This window comes from Shewanella marinintestina, assembly GCF_023283845.1.
GTDB lineage: Bacteria > Pseudomonadota > Gammaproteobacteria > Enterobacterales > Shewanellaceae > Shewanella > Shewanella marinintestina.
On the sequence record NZ_JAKILC010000002.1, the window covers coordinates 114,848 to 129,360 of the forward strand.

General features: G+C 42.4%; 18 protein-coding genes. 11 read left to right on the forward strand and 7 right to left on the reverse strand.

The window, feature by feature from the left end; translation table 11 throughout:
- The first annotated feature begins 7 nt into the window (after positions 1-7).
- The 4 genes from betA (at position 8) to L2747_RS02850 (ending at position 4,622) form a co-directional block, all read left to right on the forward strand.
- Complete coding sequence (gene betA / locus L2747_RS02835) at positions 8-1,705, forward strand: choline dehydrogenase (protein ID WP_248997592.1); 1,698 nt, start codon at positions 8-10, stop codon at positions 1,703-1,705.
- A gap of 344 nt (positions 1,706-2,049) precedes the next feature.
- The gene (locus L2747_RS02840) at positions 2,050-3,267 is read left to right on the forward strand and encodes a BCCT family transporter (RefSeq protein WP_248997593.1); all 1,218 of its coding nucleotides are present in this window, start codon (positions 2,050-2,052) and stop codon (positions 3,265-3,267) included.
- A 16-nt stretch (positions 3,268-3,283) separates the two neighbouring features.
- Positions 3,284-3,988: a TorF family putative porin gene (locus L2747_RS02845; RefSeq protein ID WP_248997594.1), complete on the forward strand. Its 705-nt coding sequence runs from the start codon at positions 3,284-3,286 to the stop codon at positions 3,986-3,988.
- A 151-nt stretch (positions 3,989-4,139) separates the two neighbouring features.
- Positions 4,140-4,622 carry a MarR family winged helix-turn-helix transcriptional regulator gene (locus L2747_RS02850; protein WP_248997595.1) on the forward strand — a complete coding sequence of 161 codons (483 nt, stop codon included), beginning with the start codon at positions 4,140-4,142 and terminating at the stop codon, positions 4,620-4,622.
- Positions 4,623-4,629: 7 nt separating this feature from the next.
- On the opposite strand, the gene L2747_RS02855 is transcribed toward L2747_RS02850, so the two are convergent.
- The 6 genes from L2747_RS02855 to L2747_RS02880 form a co-directional block, all read right to left on the reverse strand.
- Positions 4,630-4,881 carry a S24/S26 family peptidase gene (locus tag L2747_RS02855; RefSeq protein ID WP_248997596.1) on the reverse strand — a complete coding sequence of 84 codons (252 nt, stop codon included), beginning with the start codon at positions 4,879-4,881 and terminating at the stop codon, positions 4,630-4,632.
- A 48-nt stretch (positions 4,882-4,929) separates the two neighbouring features.
- Entirely contained in the window at positions 4,930-5,433 is a 504-nt protein-coding gene (gene sodN, locus L2747_RS02860) for a superoxide dismutase, Ni (RefSeq protein WP_248997597.1), read from the reverse strand.
- A 21-nt stretch (positions 5,434-5,454) separates the two neighbouring features.
- Complete coding sequence (locus L2747_RS02865; protein WP_248997598.1) at positions 5,455-5,682, reverse strand: hypothetical protein; 228 nt, start codon at positions 5,680-5,682, stop codon at positions 5,455-5,457.
- 134 nt (positions 5,683-5,816) lie between these two features.
- Entirely contained in the window at positions 5,817-6,269 is a 453-nt protein-coding gene (locus L2747_RS02870) for a DUF2753 family protein (protein WP_248997599.1), read from the reverse strand.
- Positions 6,270-6,604: 335 nt separating this feature from the next.
- Positions 6,605-7,081: a GNAT family N-acetyltransferase gene (locus L2747_RS02875; RefSeq protein ID WP_248997600.1), complete on the reverse strand. Its 477-nt coding sequence runs from the start codon at positions 7,079-7,081 to the stop codon at positions 6,605-6,607.
- A 52-nt stretch (positions 7,082-7,133) separates the two neighbouring features.
- Entirely contained in the window at positions 7,134-7,535 is a 402-nt protein-coding gene (locus L2747_RS02880; RefSeq protein ID WP_248997601.1) for a VOC family protein, read from the reverse strand.
- Positions 7,536-7,736: 201 nt separating this feature from the next.
- Between L2747_RS02880 and mtnN the strand changes: the two genes are divergently transcribed.
- From mtnN to L2747_RS02910, 6 genes are all read left to right on the forward strand, one after another.
- The gene (gene mtnN / locus L2747_RS02885) at positions 7,737-8,429 is read left to right on the forward strand and encodes a 5'-methylthioadenosine/S-adenosylhomocysteine nucleosidase (protein WP_248997602.1); all 693 of its coding nucleotides are present in this window, start codon (positions 7,737-7,739) and stop codon (positions 8,427-8,429) included.
- Between the two features lie 36 nt (positions 8,430-8,465).
- Complete coding sequence (locus L2747_RS02890) at positions 8,466-9,446, forward strand: cobalamin biosynthesis protein CobD/CbiB (RefSeq protein WP_248997603.1); 981 nt, start codon at positions 8,466-8,468, stop codon at positions 9,444-9,446.
- Between the two features lie 220 nt (positions 9,447-9,666).
- Positions 9,667-10,044, forward strand: a complete 378-nt coding sequence (locus tag L2747_RS02895) for a DUF2721 domain-containing protein (RefSeq protein ID WP_248997787.1) — start codon at positions 9,667-9,669, stop codon at positions 10,042-10,044.
- Positions 10,041-10,664 carry a trimeric intracellular cation channel family protein gene (locus L2747_RS02900; protein ID WP_248997604.1) on the forward strand — a complete coding sequence of 208 codons (624 nt, stop codon included), beginning with the start codon at positions 10,041-10,043 and terminating at the stop codon, positions 10,662-10,664. Before L2747_RS02895 ends, L2747_RS02900 begins: the two co-directional genes overlap by 4 nt.
- A complete protein-coding gene (locus L2747_RS02905) occupies positions 10,664-11,143 on the forward strand; it encodes a nuclear transport factor 2 family protein (protein WP_248997605.1) in 480 nt (159 codons plus the stop codon). The genes L2747_RS02900 and L2747_RS02905 overlap by 1 nt, the downstream gene beginning before the upstream one ends.
- A 128-nt stretch (positions 11,144-11,271) precedes the next feature.
- The gene (locus L2747_RS02910) at positions 11,272-11,682 is read left to right on the forward strand and encodes a hypothetical protein (RefSeq protein ID WP_248997606.1); all 411 of its coding nucleotides are present in this window, start codon (positions 11,272-11,274) and stop codon (positions 11,680-11,682) included.
- 67 nt (positions 11,683-11,749) lie between these two features.
- On the opposite strand, the gene tyrS is transcribed toward L2747_RS02910, so the two are convergent.
- Positions 11,750-12,946, reverse strand: coding sequence for a tyrosine--tRNA ligase (tyrS, locus tag L2747_RS02915; protein WP_248997607.1), 1,197 nt, complete (start codon positions 12,944-12,946; stop codon positions 11,750-11,752).
- Positions 12,947-13,073: 127 nt separating this feature from the next.
- On the opposite strand from tyrS, the gene L2747_RS02920 reads away from it, so the two are divergent.
- Positions 13,074-14,498, forward strand: coding sequence for a peptidoglycan DD-metalloendopeptidase family protein (locus tag L2747_RS02920; RefSeq protein WP_248997608.1), 1,425 nt, complete (start codon positions 13,074-13,076; stop codon positions 14,496-14,498).
- Positions 14,499-14,513 lie beyond the last annotated feature (15 nt).

The following is a 14,513-nucleotide window of genomic DNA, read 5'->3' on the forward strand; positions in this document are numbered from 1 at the left end:
AGCTGATATGACTGTAACAAATCCACAATACGACTACATAATTGTCGGTGCAGGTAGTGCAGGCTGCGTTCTAGCTAATCGCTTGTCAGCTGATGCCAATAACCGCGTACTACTGTTAGAAACTGGTGGTAGCGATAAGAGCATTTTTATCCAAATGCCAACTGCGTTATCGATTCCAATGAATACAGCTAAATATGCATGGCAATTTGAAACAGAAGCTGAACCTTTTTTAGATAATCGCCGAATGCACTGCCCTCGAGGCAAAGTGCTTGGTGGTTCATCATCAATTAACGGTATGGTTTACGTACGAGGCCATGCTCGCGACTTTGATGAATGGCAACAACAAGGTGCTAAAGATTGGGATTATGCTCATTGCTTGCCATATTTCAAGAAAGCCGAGACTTGGGCTTTTGGTGGAGATGACTATCGCGGCGCCGATGGCCCATTGGGGGTTAACAACGGCAATAATATGAAGAACCCGCTCTACAAAGCCTTTGTTGCTGCAGGTATTGATGCCGGTTACCTAGCCACTGATGACTACAATGGTGCACAGCAAGAAGGTTTTGGACCAATGCACATGACGATTAAAAATGGCGTGCGCTGGTCAACCGCTAATGCTTACCTCAGACCAGTAATAAAACGTACAAACTTAACTGTTATTACCCATGCTCAAGTCCACAAAGTACTATTTTCAACGAAACAAGGCGAGAGCAAGAAAGTGGTAGGTGTTCGCTTTGAGCGCAAAGGCAAAATGGTTGATTTAAACGCAAACAAAGAAGTCATCCTTTCAGCAGGGTCAATTGGCTCACCACACATTTTGCAGCTTTCAGGGATTGGTGCTGCAGACACTTTGGCAAAAGCAGGTATACAGCAAACCCATGACTTACCAGGCGTGGGCGAGAACCTACAAGATCATCTAGAGTTTTACTTCCAATTTAAGTGCCTCAAGCCCATTACGCTTAATGGCAAGTTAGACCCGTTAAATAAACTCTTTATTGGAAGTCGTTGGATCCTAAATAAATCAGGTCTTGGCGCGACTAATCACTTCGAGTCTTGTGGTTTTATCCGCTCAAAAGCAGGGCTTGAATGGCCTGATTTACAGTATCATTTTTTACCAGCCGCTATTCGCTACGACGGTAAAGAAGCTTTCTCTGGTCACGGTTTTCAAGTGCATATTGGTCACAATAAACCAAAGAGCCGTGGCAGTGTTAAAGCCGTTTCCAATGATCCAAAACAAGCACCAAGCATTCAATTCAATTATTTATCTCATCAAGAAGATATCGAAGGTTTCCGCGCTTGTGTACGCTTAACTCGCGAAATTATTAATCAACCTGGATTAGATGAGTATCGCGGTGAAGAGATCCAGCCTGGCACCGATATCCAAACAGATGAACAAATAGATAGCTTTGTAAGAAGTGCGGTAGAAAGTGCCTATCACCCCTCTTGCACTTGCAAAATGGGCGAAGATGCCCTGTCAGTAGTAGACTCGCAAACTCGAGTGCATGGTATACAAAACCTCAGAGTGGTGGACTCTTCGATTTTCCCCACCATTCCTAACGGGAATCTAAATTCGCCAACAATTATGGTCGCAGAGCGTGCCGCCGATTTAATTATGGGCAATACGCCATTAGCACCGAGTCAAGCTGTAGCCATTGTCAGTGATAACTGGCAAAAACAGCAGCGACAAAGACCTGCAGTTAGATAGTTGTCCGGCTTACCTTCTCTAAGGTAAGCCGAGCCCTCCACAAACGAGATGAAGATGTACGGCAATCTAACTGTCGCTTCTTCAAACTGTTTGGACATATACCCAAGAACGATCAGGGTATAGGCCCTACCAGCCTAGGCCTTAAAGGCTAAATGGTTTTAATCGCCATGTTTAATTTATCAAACCTTAACTGTCGTTAAAGCGGCAATTAAGGCTTGAGGGATTTTTGCGGCCAAAATTTGGCAACAAGCAGGCAAAACAACAATAAAAAAAGGACCGAAAAGGACCCATTTCATGTTTTATTTAGAAAAGAAAAACACTAATAAACAGCTAGGAGCTCACTCATGACCACTTGGCTAACAATAGGGATTTTATTTACGTTTGCTGCTATTGCCTTTGTTATTTACCGCTGGGGTAATGTCGAATGTATTGGCGTTACACCTGTACGCACTTTTACTTTTATTGCGATTTTATTTACCTCAGGCTTAGACGTAGGCTTAATCATGTTCCCGCTTACAGAGTTTGCAGGCTATGCGGATTTAGGAGCCAGTCCTGAGTATGGGTTCACTAACCCATTAGCAATTGAGTTTGGGTTCTGGGCATTTTTAATTTGGGCATTTTACTTTTTAACCTGTTTCTATTTTTGCGTAATAGAACCAAGAGTTAAATTCTTTGAAATTCCGCTTATCAAGTTCATTAATAACTTAGTCATTATCGGCACCTGTGCCTTTACTGCTTATTTGTTATTAACCAATCTACCGTGGTACTTGCCAGAAATGGGCGATGGCGAAACGATTGTAAGTAGTTTCTATCTTATCGTATTCGTAATTATTGCAGCGGCGGTGTATTCAAGCACCAGTATACGTTACGTACGCTTATTAAGCTTAGCCAGCACTTGGTTATTCTTGGGACTTATCGTACTCATGTGGGCCGGTGCATTTATGTCAAAAGAATCTGGTATGGGAGAATTCGTTAACACCTTTGCACTGCTCGGCGACTACTTTGGCAATATCCATCACTTTGTACTACCTATCAACGATTACCATGAATTCTACCTATTCTGGTGGTTTGCTTGGAGCATCATGATTGGTCAGTTTACTGCACGCTTTGTTGGTGGAATGAAGACTTATCAAGTCTTGATTGCCATGATGGTATTCCCATCTTTGCCAATCGCGGTGTGGTTTACGGTTCTGTATTACTACAGTGCTAACGAAATCGCCACCACAGGCTTTTATAACTTAGCCATGGTCATGGTTGGTATTACCTTCGTAGTTAACTCGCTCGACTCGTTAATTCGTCTTTATACCGACAACCTAAACCTCACTGTAGAACGCTTTGGTAAGCTTAAGTATATCGTTGGTAACATCGTATTGATGAGCAGCCTCACTTTATTGTTCCAATTAAACTTCCTCGAGATCCAATGGGTTGGCGCCCTTGCTATCGGCCTAATTTTAGGCTGTTTTGGCTACATCTTCGCGACTAAATATAGCAAAGTTGCCGCGATAGAGCGCTCACCAACAGAGAACAAAATTGATTTTAGTAAAATTGAATTAGCTAACTAATAAGAAAAGAGAAATGATGAAAACAACAATTAAAAACCTTGCATTACTAGGCCTTATCTCATTACCAATGACCTCTATGGCTGGCGTAAGCTCAACAGTAAAAGCAACCTCAGATTACACATTTAATGGTGTTAGCCAAACAGACAACGGCCCAGCACTTCAAGCGAGCCTAGATTACGCTGCTGACGCTGGCTGGTATGTAGGAACCTGGGCATCGAACGTGGATTACGGCTCAGCAGATGACACTTGGTTAGAACTCGATTTTTATGGCGGTATGTTCTATCAGCTTAGTGAAAGTGTGTCACTTGACGCGGGGATCGCCTATTACACTTACCATGGCGATTCATTCTCTGACGAATACCAATACCCAGAGGTTTACACTAAATTTGGTTATGGCTCTTCAGTTGGTCAAACAGAGCTGAATTTTTGGTACACATGGGACTACTTCGGCGGCGGTGCAGGCCATTACATTATGATGGCAGCGCATACATTTACGATTGCCGAAGGCCATGACATCCGCATTAGCTTTGACCGTTCAACATCCACCGATATAGACAAGGCGTCTTGGGATGGCGACAAAGCCTATAACCATTACCGCGCCGAATATATGACTAGCTGGAAAGGTTTTGACTTTAATTTAGCGGTTGAAGACACCAGCATGGATATCGACACAGCTGATACTCGTGCGGTATTTTCAGTTGCAAGAACCTTTAATTTCTAAACGACGCTATCAGTCATAGAGACTTGCACCTGATATAAATAGTGCGGTATAACGCTCAAACGTTATGCCGCACTATTTTTTATCACGTTTAACCGCTGTCACTAAAAGCACCTTCTTTTAAGGGCAATAAGCTGTTAATCACGGAGCAGACATGGAAAAGTACGAACAATTATTAATTTCACTGCGCCGAGTGATCCGAGCGATTGATATTCATTCTCGCCAACTCAACAAGCAATCAGGCTTAACAGGCCCCCAGTTAATGGTAATGCAAAATATTGCTCAGCTAGACTCTCCGCTCGCTAAGGATATCGCTAAGGAAGTTGCCTTGAGCCCAGCAACAGTCACCACCATTATCGATAGACTAGAAAGTCGTAACTTAGTGATTAGAACTCGTAGCGAAACCGATAAACGCAAAGTCCATTTATCACTCAGTAACACAGGTCTAGCACTGTTAAGCGATTCACCTAAGCCACTGCAAGAACACTTTATTACCCGTTATCAAAATCTTGAGCAGTGGGAACAAAGCCAGCTGTTATCGTCAGTTGAACGTATTGCAGCCATGATGGACGCCAATGAGCTAGATGCTGCACCGGTACTTTTAGTCGGACAAATTCAAGCAGATGAACAAAACTAGCGCAGCATTAGCCCAACACAAAAATCACCTTGCTCTTAATTTGCGAAGCTTCTATTGGGCCAATATCGTCAATGCCTACGCTCTGCTTGTTTTCGCCTTTAAACCAAAATCGACCAGCATGATCAACTCCCACTAACGTTTTGACTATGTAGCCATAGCGTGGATGCAATAGCTTAATAATATCACCCGCTTTTAAGCCTCTTCTATCAAAGTGCTCTGATAATAAGACAAAATTGCCGCTTTTTAGTCGGGGGAACATGCTGTTCCCTGCGACCTTATTAAAACTCAAACCAAACATGTTGCAGTCTTACTGCGCCAACTTTGGATATGTCACCACTTCGGCAGGCGGATAAGGGCATGGAGCACAATATACTTCAATGCCCTTAGACAACCAAAAAATCTCAGCTAAGCGATTAACTTTAGTAAGCAAATCTAAGGTGGCAGCCCGATCGATATGTTGTTTAGCCTTAGAAGCGGCCAACATAATGCTATGACTAAGTTGATGTAATTCAGGGTACGCATCCAGCTGCGGCTGCTTAATGTAGTCACCCCAAATAACCTGCACTTCATCTTTAACTTTACGGCCATGGAGCTCTTTTTCACTCACCAAACGATTGAACTGCGCTAATTGATTAGCTGTCATTACCGCAGGCTCTGGTAACTCTGCAAGCAAATCAACCATTCTTATCATGGTCAGTACCGCAAGCTGAGCCGTTATCGGATCGTAGATCTTACATGGGATATCGCAATGTGCTGACACCTCAACAAAAGGTCGTTTACTGTCTATTTTATTCAGTAATTTAGCTAACATACTCACTCCTACTCACAATCTTTAATTAACGGTTTGCTTTGCATGATCTTTCGCTGATGATTTCTTCGCTAACGTATGCTTGACTAATTTGTAGCTTAATACTGCCGCGACCAATATTGGCGCCGCCCATAAAAGGTGGATTAGATTAGCTGACTCAGCGCTATGGTCATGCCCAGGATGGGCTAGTACCGACGTTGAAAAAATCGTGAGTGCAGCGCCAATCGCGCTGCTTAGGTATAATTTGTTCATGAATAGTCCTTTATATAATCACTAATAATGATGGCGAATATTTAGCGATAACGGTTTAACACTGATACCTATCAAGCTTGTTTAAACTTCTACCGCTGCAATTGAGTTACTACATTGATTTAGCAAAAATAGCGTTAATGTATGGCACTGCTGCGCATACCAATAACATCTGCCGTTTGCTCTAGCGCTGACACGCAGTCTTCACACATAGGATGCCGCTTAGCAAAATCCAATAATGGCGGGATAGTGATACTTAAGCTTTGAAAAGCCGAACTGCGTACCTCTTCGCAAACCGTTTCATTGGTCGATAAGCTTTGCACTTCTTGGTGAGCATTCTTTAAATAATGCAGCGCTATGTCGCTTTGATTTTGGCACTCATATAAATGCGCTAAATTATGCATACCCGCGACCCAGGCAAACAGTAACTCTCTATCATCCACCTTATGTGACCACTGACTTTCAATCATAGAAACCGCTTGCTGATAGCAACATTGCGCATCTATCCAAGATGCATCTCTAAAGTGTTGATTGCCAGAGCTCATGAGTTGTTGCCAATCTTTCATTTCACCACCGCTGTAGTTATACAAGGTTAATCTCCAAGCATTGTTCCAGCGTATTAGCCGCTAAATGCTCGTAGGCTTTAATGCGTTATTGAAATACGTAATGAAGTAGTACATTCAAAAAGCATTAAATACGAATAATTCTCATTTAAAGTATCATAGGCAGAAAATGGGCTCAAATAGCAAAGACAAAATTTACTTATGTAAAGACAATACAGATGAACCGATTCAGACCTTAAGTAAGCAGATAGAGTAGGCTCTGATGCAGAGGTTTAGGTTTAGTTGCAGAAGTGCAGATTTAGGTGAAGCAAAAACAGGTTGAATCCAGCATACCGTAAATTGATCCTGGATTTAATCCAGTATCAATCGCTAGCCAAATAGAGGGTCATAAAACAGCTATAGGGATCGAGCTGATAATCAGCAAAAGGTAGACACTCTTTAAAACCAAACTGCTGATAAAGTTTCTTTGCAGGTAAAAAAGCCGCCATAGTGCCTGTTTCAAGGCTCAATCTTTGATAACCACGCGCCTTCGCTTCAACAATAATATGGGTTAATAGCTGCTGTGCCACACCTTGACGTAAAAAGTCAGCGGATGTGCGCATAGACTTAATTTCACCATGCTTAAGGTCTAGCTGTTTCAGTGCGCCGCAGCCTGCTAATCGCTCGCTTTGTTGCTGCGAAGTCCACAGACTCCAAAATGTTACGGCCTCACCTTCTAGCCCTGATACATCCAATGCATGCACACTTTCTGGCGGCGAATGGGACGCCATATCCTCATGGTGCGATTTCAAAAGTTCAAGCACTTGTACGTTGTCTAATTGCCCAGCTTTTATTTGCATTAGCACTCCATTAAGTTAATAAGTCTTCGCCTCTGAACTGCAAATAATAGGCTTAATTTAGCTGCAGCAGATCCCACTTCGTACCGTAAAGATCTTCAAAAACAACTACAGTGCCATATTCTTCGACTCTTGGTTCTTCTTTGAAAATTACACCTTGAGACTGCATAATCTCATAATCTCGCCAAAAGTCATTGGTATGCAAAAACATAAAAACTCTACCGCCGGTCTGATTCCCTACTGAGAGTTTTTGCTCATAGGTACTTGCTTGCGCCAACAACAAATTTGTTCCATTTGAGTTCGGGGGTGTAATTAGCACCCAGCGCTTACCATCGCCTAAATCGGTATCTTCAACCAATTCGAAACGCAATTTTTGAGTATAAAACGCAATCGCCTCATCATAATTTTCCACAACCAACGCGATAGCACCAATATTCTGCTTTATCTGTTCTTGCATTTTATTCTTCTGCCTAAGTTAAACAGTTCTAAGTAAAACAACTGAATCTCCACCGCCAGCAAGTGTGTTACAGGTTTTACTAGATAACAAGTATCTATGCTCGGCTTATCTCTCATCTTATCCACAAGGCTTTTTCACTAACACCAAATGCCGTGGTATATTAGCGCCCATATTCATTTAGGTAGTTAAAAAGGTCATTTCATGAAAATCGGTATTATTGGCGCTATGGAGCCAGAAGTTGCGCACTTAATTGAGTCAATGGAAAACCCAAGCTCTGCAACCATCGCGGGTATCGAATTTGTTGCCGGTCAATTAGCTGGCAAAGACGTTATTGTGACACGCTCAGGTATTGGTAAAGTGACAGCGAGCATTGCGACGACGCTACTTATCGAAAAATACGCACCAGATGCCATTATTAATACTGGCTCTGCTGGCGGTTTTGTTGATGACTTAGCTATTGGCGATATCGTTATTTCATCTGAAGTTCGCCATCACGATGTAGACGTGACGGCATTTGGTTACGAGATTGGCCAAATGGCACAACAACCAGCTGCATTTATACCTGATGCAAAGCTTGTGAGTGCTGCGCAAAAAGCGGTTGCTAGCCTTGGTGAAGTAAAAACAATTGAAGGTCTAATTTGCACTGGCGATAGCTTTATTTGCGATCCAGTGCGTACTAAGACTATGCTTGAAAACTTCCCAACTATGGCTGCCTGCGAAATGGAAGGCGCCGCAATCGCTCAAGTTTGTCATCAGTTTAACGTACCATTCGTAGTTATTCGTTCTCTGTCTGACAATGCTAACAATGATTCTCCTGTTGATTTTGACGAGTACATTGTAAAAGCGGGTCACCACTCAGCATTAATGGTTATTGCTTTACTTAAGCAGCTTTAAGCATCACCTAAAGTAATACAAGGGTAGCGCAACAATATGGTTCCAGAGTTTACGAAGATCTTTTCTCAAGATAGTCATCTTTACACTGGAGCCTTAGTGTTATTAGTGTCAATTTTATTGGCAAGAATAGCCCCATTACCGCGCAGCCTACAGCCACTTGAATGGCTATCTCAAGTGGCTAAAAACCTAAGTTTTAAAGTTAATCACACCAACCGCGCACCGTCTCAGCAAATCATTGCAGGTGTGTTAGCCAGTATATTACTGATTGTCCCTTTTTGGGCGATTTTGAGCTTTCTTATAGAGCTTGCAGAGTTTCCTTGGTTCTTTGAAGCGGTCTTCATTTACCTATGTTTGCAAGATGACCATTTTCGCTATATTGCTAATGAAGTCGCGATCTCAATTAAACGCGACAATACTATTCGTGCCCGAAGCTTATTAGAACCTTGGCTTAATAGAAGTACTCACTCTTTATCGAGTGTTGGCTTATGCAAAGCAACCATCGAGCGTCTTTCGACCACTTCAATTTATGGCACTGTGTCAGCTATTTTGTTTTATGCTATCGGTGGCGTACCGCTATTGATTATCGCCCGGATGGTGAAACAATTAGAATTTAGCTGGCCGATATACAATCCACAATTTAAATACTTTGGCCTCCCCATTTATGCTCTAAGCACTCTGCTGCATTTTATTCCGGCCAAGTTATGGACTCTGAGTATCGCTATACAAGGCGGTCCTAAAAGTATAGTGGCACTGGTCAACCCCAAAACGACTGCTACGCCAATGAATGAGTACCAAACCAATGAAGTTGTTGCTTGCGCTTTAACTATTGAACTGGGGGGACCGGTTAAGTTTAATGACGTAAAAGTTAATATGCCTAAACTTTGCTACGGTAATCATCCTAATGAAAACAGTATCCGCAGTGCACTCAAACTTAACTCTATTGCTTTTAGCTTATGGGCAATAGCAATTATAGTGTTACCGAGTATCTGGGCATTACTGCGAGTAATACAAGGTTAACAGCTACTGCAAGCCCTAATTTCCAACCATTTATTCACAAACCGCAACAACTGAAAGCAAGCATATTGTTGCACAGCTGAAAGCATGTCTATATTTGGTTAAAATGTCGCTAATTAGGCGCTTCAGCCATTGTAATCATCTTGTATAAATTGTTGGCATTGGTATCATCCCTTACACACTATGTTATCTCGTTTTAAGGCTGATTCCTTTGTTCGATAATATTCATGTTTCACTAACAACGCCTGCGTTACTTTTCCCTGCAATTTCATTGTTGCTATTAGCCTACACAAATCGTTTCTTTTCCCTAGCGGCGCTTATTCGTAATCTTAGTGCTGATGGTAAACCTATACACACCGACCAGCTAAAAAACCTACGTCAACGCATTAGTATCATTAGACGTATGCAAGAATCAGGCGTTTTAAGCTTTGCCCTATGCGTGCTCTGTATGATTTTTATTTATATCGGCTTTAACAAAACCGGCTCGTTTATTTTTGGCTGTAGTTTATTTTTGTTGCTGTATTCACTACTTTTGTCAGTAATTGAAATTCGCATTTCTGTTGACGCATTAAATATTCATCTGGAAGAGATGGATAAATGATTGATTGGATCTATTTCTTCGATCTCTGTGGTACCGCCGTTTTTGCACTTTCTGGTGCGCTAGCTGCAGGTCGTCATAAAATGGATCCATTTGGTGTCTTGGTACTCGCCTCCGTTACAGCGATTGGTGGTGGTAGTATTCGTGACGCTTTGCTTGGCACTACCCCAGTATTTTGGATCCAAGACCCTAATTATATTACGGTGATTTTAGCCACAGTATTAGTCACATTTATCTTTGTCCGCAAACCTAAACGTGTTCCACGTTATATTTTGCCGGTGGCCGATGCATTGGGTTTAGCATTGTTTACAGTAATTGGTGTAGAGAAAGCTCTCAGTGTAGAACTCAGTGGCATGATTGCAGTAGTGATGGGCTTAATCACCGGCGTTGGTGGTGGTATTATTCGTGATTTACTCTGTCAGCAAGTCCCTATGGTGCTACGCACAGAAATCTATGCCACTGCATCCATTGTCGGCGGGATCTGTTATACCGTAAGCTTACATTGGGGAGCCGCCGATATGTTCGCATTGTTATTTGCAATGAGTACCGCCCTTGTGATTAGATTAGCCGCTATTCGTTGGCACTTATCCTTACCAGCTTTTGATTTAAAGACACCGCAATAATGAGATTAAAATTTTTAGGTTTACTGCTTATATTTTTTAGTTTGCCAAGTTTGGCGAACATTGGTGATATGCCCAAGGAGCAGCAACTTGCGATTAAATACATCCAAGCTTTAACCCATCAAGACTATGCAAACTTAAGCGGGTTTTATAATCGAGAAAGCATCTTTAACGATCGAACTGCCGGACGTAAATACACAGGTAAGCGCCATATTCTTCAGTTTCTCAAACGCGCTCATCGCGGCGTACTGGAATATAACTTTAATATCGAACACATGTTCAATTCTGGCTCACTAGTAGTACTAATTGGGAATTATCGCTATAAAGGCCCTGGCGAGTTGTTTGGTAAACCTGGACGTATTATTGATATTGCCATCCCAGGTGTCACCACTCTCAGTTTAGATATGACCCATGAACGCGTAAAAGAGCACCAAGATCTAATGGACTACCAAACTATGGCGGATCAGCTGTCAGTGCAGTAACCATTGCTTAATACTGCTATTTTATCCGAAATAACAAACCTACTTAGATCACAAAACAACCATAGCTAGGGAAACTTTTCACTTAAGCTCTGTCAAAGTATTAAGAACTTTGCATGCTGTAGGTTGTTATGAGTTTTATTAATGCTATTCGCGTCATCCTTGTGTTAACCCCTATTTTTTGTAGCTCTGCTTTTGCGTTAGAGCAGCCAATAGTGGTGTCATTTGCCGATCAACCCATTAACCAGTTTAATCAGCAACTCAAACAAGCTCAGCAGCAAAAGCGTAGCTGGAGCAAGCAACCTGAAACAATTTCAGCCCACTATGCAGGTAAACGTTTTCGAGTAGCGAGAGTCAAACAGTATCAAGATAAGGTTGTCACTTATAACGTCAGTACAGAAAGTGCTGAACATCCTAAAATGCTCTTGATTTTATCGATGGAGAAACAGCGAAGTAATTGGCAGCTTGATGCAGCGAGATTAACTTGGAGATGTGAAAACGGCCTGCACTTTGGTACAGACCGTTGCTCAAACAGTCATTAGCACAACTTGTTAATAACGATTCTTAGGTTGGCTTAGTAAAGTCGTACAAGCCAACTTATTATAGTTCTTAAACCAGTGTGATTTTAGCAAACTTACGCTTACCAACTTGAAATACGCCTGTAGTGCCAGCATTCAGTTGCAGACGCGTGTCTTCAATTTTATCGCCGTCAATCTTAGCAGCGCCTTGCTTGATCATACGCATAGCATCAGATGTTGAGTTTACCAGACCCGCTTCTTTAAGCAGGTTAGCAATCGCAATACCCTCGCCAGCAGCAATCTCTAACTCTTCAATATCGTCAGGGATATTGCCTTTCTGGAAACGGCTAATAAACTCTTGATGCGCAGCTTCTGCAGCAGCTTCATCGTGGAAACGTGCGATGATTTCTTTTGCTAGTGCAATTTTGATATCGCGTGGGTTAGCACCCGCTTCAACGTCAGCTTTAAACTGTTCAATCTCGCTCAATGGACGGAAAGATAGCAGCTCAAAGTAGCGCCACATCAAAACGTCAGAAATTGACATGATCTTACCGAACATTTCACCAGCAGGCTCACTCACACCGATATAGTTGTGCGCAGACTTAGACATTTTTTTAACGCCATCTAGGCCTTCAAGCAGTGGCATCATGATCACTGTCTGTGGCTTTTGGCCTGCAGACTTTTGTAATTCACGCCCCATCAATAGGTTAAACTTCTGGTCAGTACCACCCAGTTCAACGTCAGCCTCTAATGCAACTGAATCATAGCCTTGTAGCAATGGATACATGAACTCATGAATAGCAATTGATTGACCTGAACCATAACGCTTCTTAAAGTCGTCACGTTCCATCATACGCGCAACCGTTTGCTGTGAAGCTAGACGGATCATACCTGCAGCGCCTAATGGCTCTAACCAAGTCGAGTTAAACTCAATACGGGTTTTCGCAGGGTCCAAGATTTTATAAACCTGTTGCTTATAAGTCTCAGCGTTAGCTAGAACTTGCTCACGAGTCAATGGCGGACGGGTACTGTTTTTACCGCTTGGGTCGCCGACCATACCGGTGAAGTCACCAATCAAGAAGATCACTTCATGACCTAGCTCTTGGAAGGTACGCATCTTGTTCAAAATAACGGTATGACCAAGGTGAATATCAGGAGCGGTTGGGTCAGCGCCGAGTTTAATTTTTAACGGGCGACCTTCTTTCAACTTCTCCAGCAGATCCGCTTCGAGTAAAATCTCGTCGGTGCCACGTTTTATTTCTGCTAATGCTTGCTCTAAATCAGCCATATTGGCGCTTACTCCTGGGAGCCTAATCAAAAAAATATGGGCACTCATGTTACTTGTTAGCAAGCACAAATGAAAGTGTGTACACTAAAGGGATCACTAAGAAAGGGTTAATTTGGTATCAAGGTCAATGGGAAAGGTTATAACTTTATTTAAATTACTGCCAAAATTACATCAAATGCTCTTATGCGGTTTAGTTTTTGTCACGGTAATTATTATCTTTATGCCATCTGACGATGTGCAAGCATCTAAGCAAACTTCTTCTGTGGATGGCGAATACGATGTCAATAAACGCTATAGCGTGCCATTGGCTTTCGGAAATCCTACGCCTCCCGCAGCGTCATTAAGTGAAACCGAACCAAAGCAACGCAGCCGCCCAACTCAACTTGCACCTGCATCCACTAAAACTGTCGAGCAACAAGTTCCAGACAACGCTAAAGCAGAAGTTTTAGCACAAAAAAACAAAACTCCTAAACTCAACGAAAAACGCTTCCAAGTTAAAAGTGGTGACACACTCGCCGCTCTATTTGAGCGTGCTGGATTAACAGCTAAAGATGTTTACGATGTAACTCAACTGCCCAAAGCTAAGAAAAACCTACTAAAAATCATGCCAGGCGATAACTTAGTTATTGCGAAAGGTGAAGACGGTAAACTTGTTCAGCTCAGATACCATCTCGACAAAATCACCACCCTTATTGTTGATAACAGCGTAGACGGTTACCAAGAGCATATTGTCACTAAAACAGTTGAAGCTCGTTCGAAGTTTGCTAGTGCAACCATTGAAAATAACTTCTGGAATGCTGGCGTAAATGCCGGTTTGACACCAAATCAGATTATGCAGTTAGCCACTATTTTTGGCTGGGATATCGATTTCGCTTTAGATCTGCGTAAAGGCGATGAATTTGCGATGATATTTGAAGAAGAGTTTGCCGATGGTGAGTTTTTGAAAAACGGTAATATTTTAGCCGCTGAGTTTACTAACCAAGGTGACCGATACACGGCAGTTCGTTATAAAGACGGTAATTATTATTCAGAAGAAGGCCGTAGTATGCGTAAAGCCTTCTTACGCTCACCAGTCGACTTTAAATATGTTAGCTCAAGCTTTAACCCACGCAGACTTCACCCGGTAACGGGGCAAGTACGAGCTCATCGTGGTGTTGACTATGTGGCAGCCGTCGGTACCCCAATTAAAGCTGCAGGTAATGGCCGGGTCATTAAGTCAAGCTACAACCAATACAATGGTAACTACGTATTTATTAAGCATAACGACACCTATACAACCAAATACCTTCACCTAACTAAACGTAAGGTCAAAACAGGCCAGTCAGTCAAGCAAGGGCAAATCATTGGTACCTTAGGTTCTACTGGGCGAGTAACTGGAGCGCACTTACACTATGAATTTATCGTTAACGGTGTACACCGTAACCCACGTACCATTAAGCTGCCAAAATCAGAGCCGATAGCCAAAAAAGAAAAGGCCCAATTCGCTAAACTTAGCCAAACGATGATGGCAGAGCTTGAGCACAATAAACAGATACAAATTGCAGCGCATTAGCGCTGTAGCACCTTT

What these genes read in the sequence shown, in the direction of transcription:
- mtnN (WP_248997602.1), top strand. Translation starts at nt 7,737, where the DNA reads ATGAAAATCGGTATTATTGGCGCTATGGAGCCAGAAGTTGCGCACTTA.
- L2747_RS02865 (WP_248997598.1), bottom strand. Translation starts at nt 5,682, where the DNA reads ATGAACAAATTATACCTAAGCAGCGCGATTGGCGCTGCACTCACGATT.
- L2747_RS02900 (WP_248997604.1), top strand. Translation starts at nt 10,041, where the DNA reads ATGATTGATTGGATCTATTTCTTCGATCTCTGTGGTACCGCCGTTTTT.
- L2747_RS02880 (WP_248997601.1), bottom strand. Translation starts at nt 7,535, where the DNA reads ATGCAAGAACAGATAAAGCAGAATATTGGTGCTATCGCGTTGGTTGTG.
- sodN (WP_248997597.1), bottom strand. Translation starts at nt 5,433, where the DNA reads ATGTTAGCTAAATTACTGAATAAAATAGACAGTAAACGACCTTTTGTT.
- L2747_RS02875 (WP_248997600.1), bottom strand. Translation starts at nt 7,081, where the DNA reads ATGCAAATAAAAGCTGGGCAATTAGACAACGTACAAGTGCTTGAACTT.
- tyrS (WP_248997607.1), bottom strand. Translation starts at nt 12,946, where the DNA reads ATGGCTGATTTAGAGCAAGCATTAGCAGAAATAAAACGTGGCACCGAC.
- L2747_RS02920 (WP_248997608.1), top strand. Translation starts at nt 13,074, where the DNA reads ATGGGAAAGGTTATAACTTTATTTAAATTACTGCCAAAATTACATCAA.
- L2747_RS02890 (WP_248997603.1), top strand. Translation starts at nt 8,466, where the DNA reads ATGGTTCCAGAGTTTACGAAGATCTTTTCTCAAGATAGTCATCTTTAC.
- betA (WP_248997592.1), top strand. Translation starts at nt 8, where the DNA reads ATGACTGTAACAAATCCACAATACGACTACATAATTGTCGGTGCAGGT.
- L2747_RS02840 (WP_248997593.1), top strand. Translation starts at nt 2,050, where the DNA reads ATGACCACTTGGCTAACAATAGGGATTTTATTTACGTTTGCTGCTATT.
- L2747_RS02850 (WP_248997595.1), top strand. Translation starts at nt 4,140, where the DNA reads ATGGAAAAGTACGAACAATTATTAATTTCACTGCGCCGAGTGATCCGA.
- L2747_RS02905 (WP_248997605.1), top strand. Translation starts at nt 10,664, where the DNA reads ATGAGATTAAAATTTTTAGGTTTACTGCTTATATTTTTTAGTTTGCCA.
- L2747_RS02910 (WP_248997606.1), top strand. Translation starts at nt 11,272, where the DNA reads ATGAGTTTTATTAATGCTATTCGCGTCATCCTTGTGTTAACCCCTATT.
- L2747_RS02845 (WP_248997594.1), top strand. Translation starts at nt 3,284, where the DNA reads ATGAAAACAACAATTAAAAACCTTGCATTACTAGGCCTTATCTCATTA.
- L2747_RS02855 (WP_248997596.1), bottom strand. Translation starts at nt 4,881, where the DNA reads ATGTTCCCCCGACTAAAAAGCGGCAATTTTGTCTTATTATCAGAGCAC.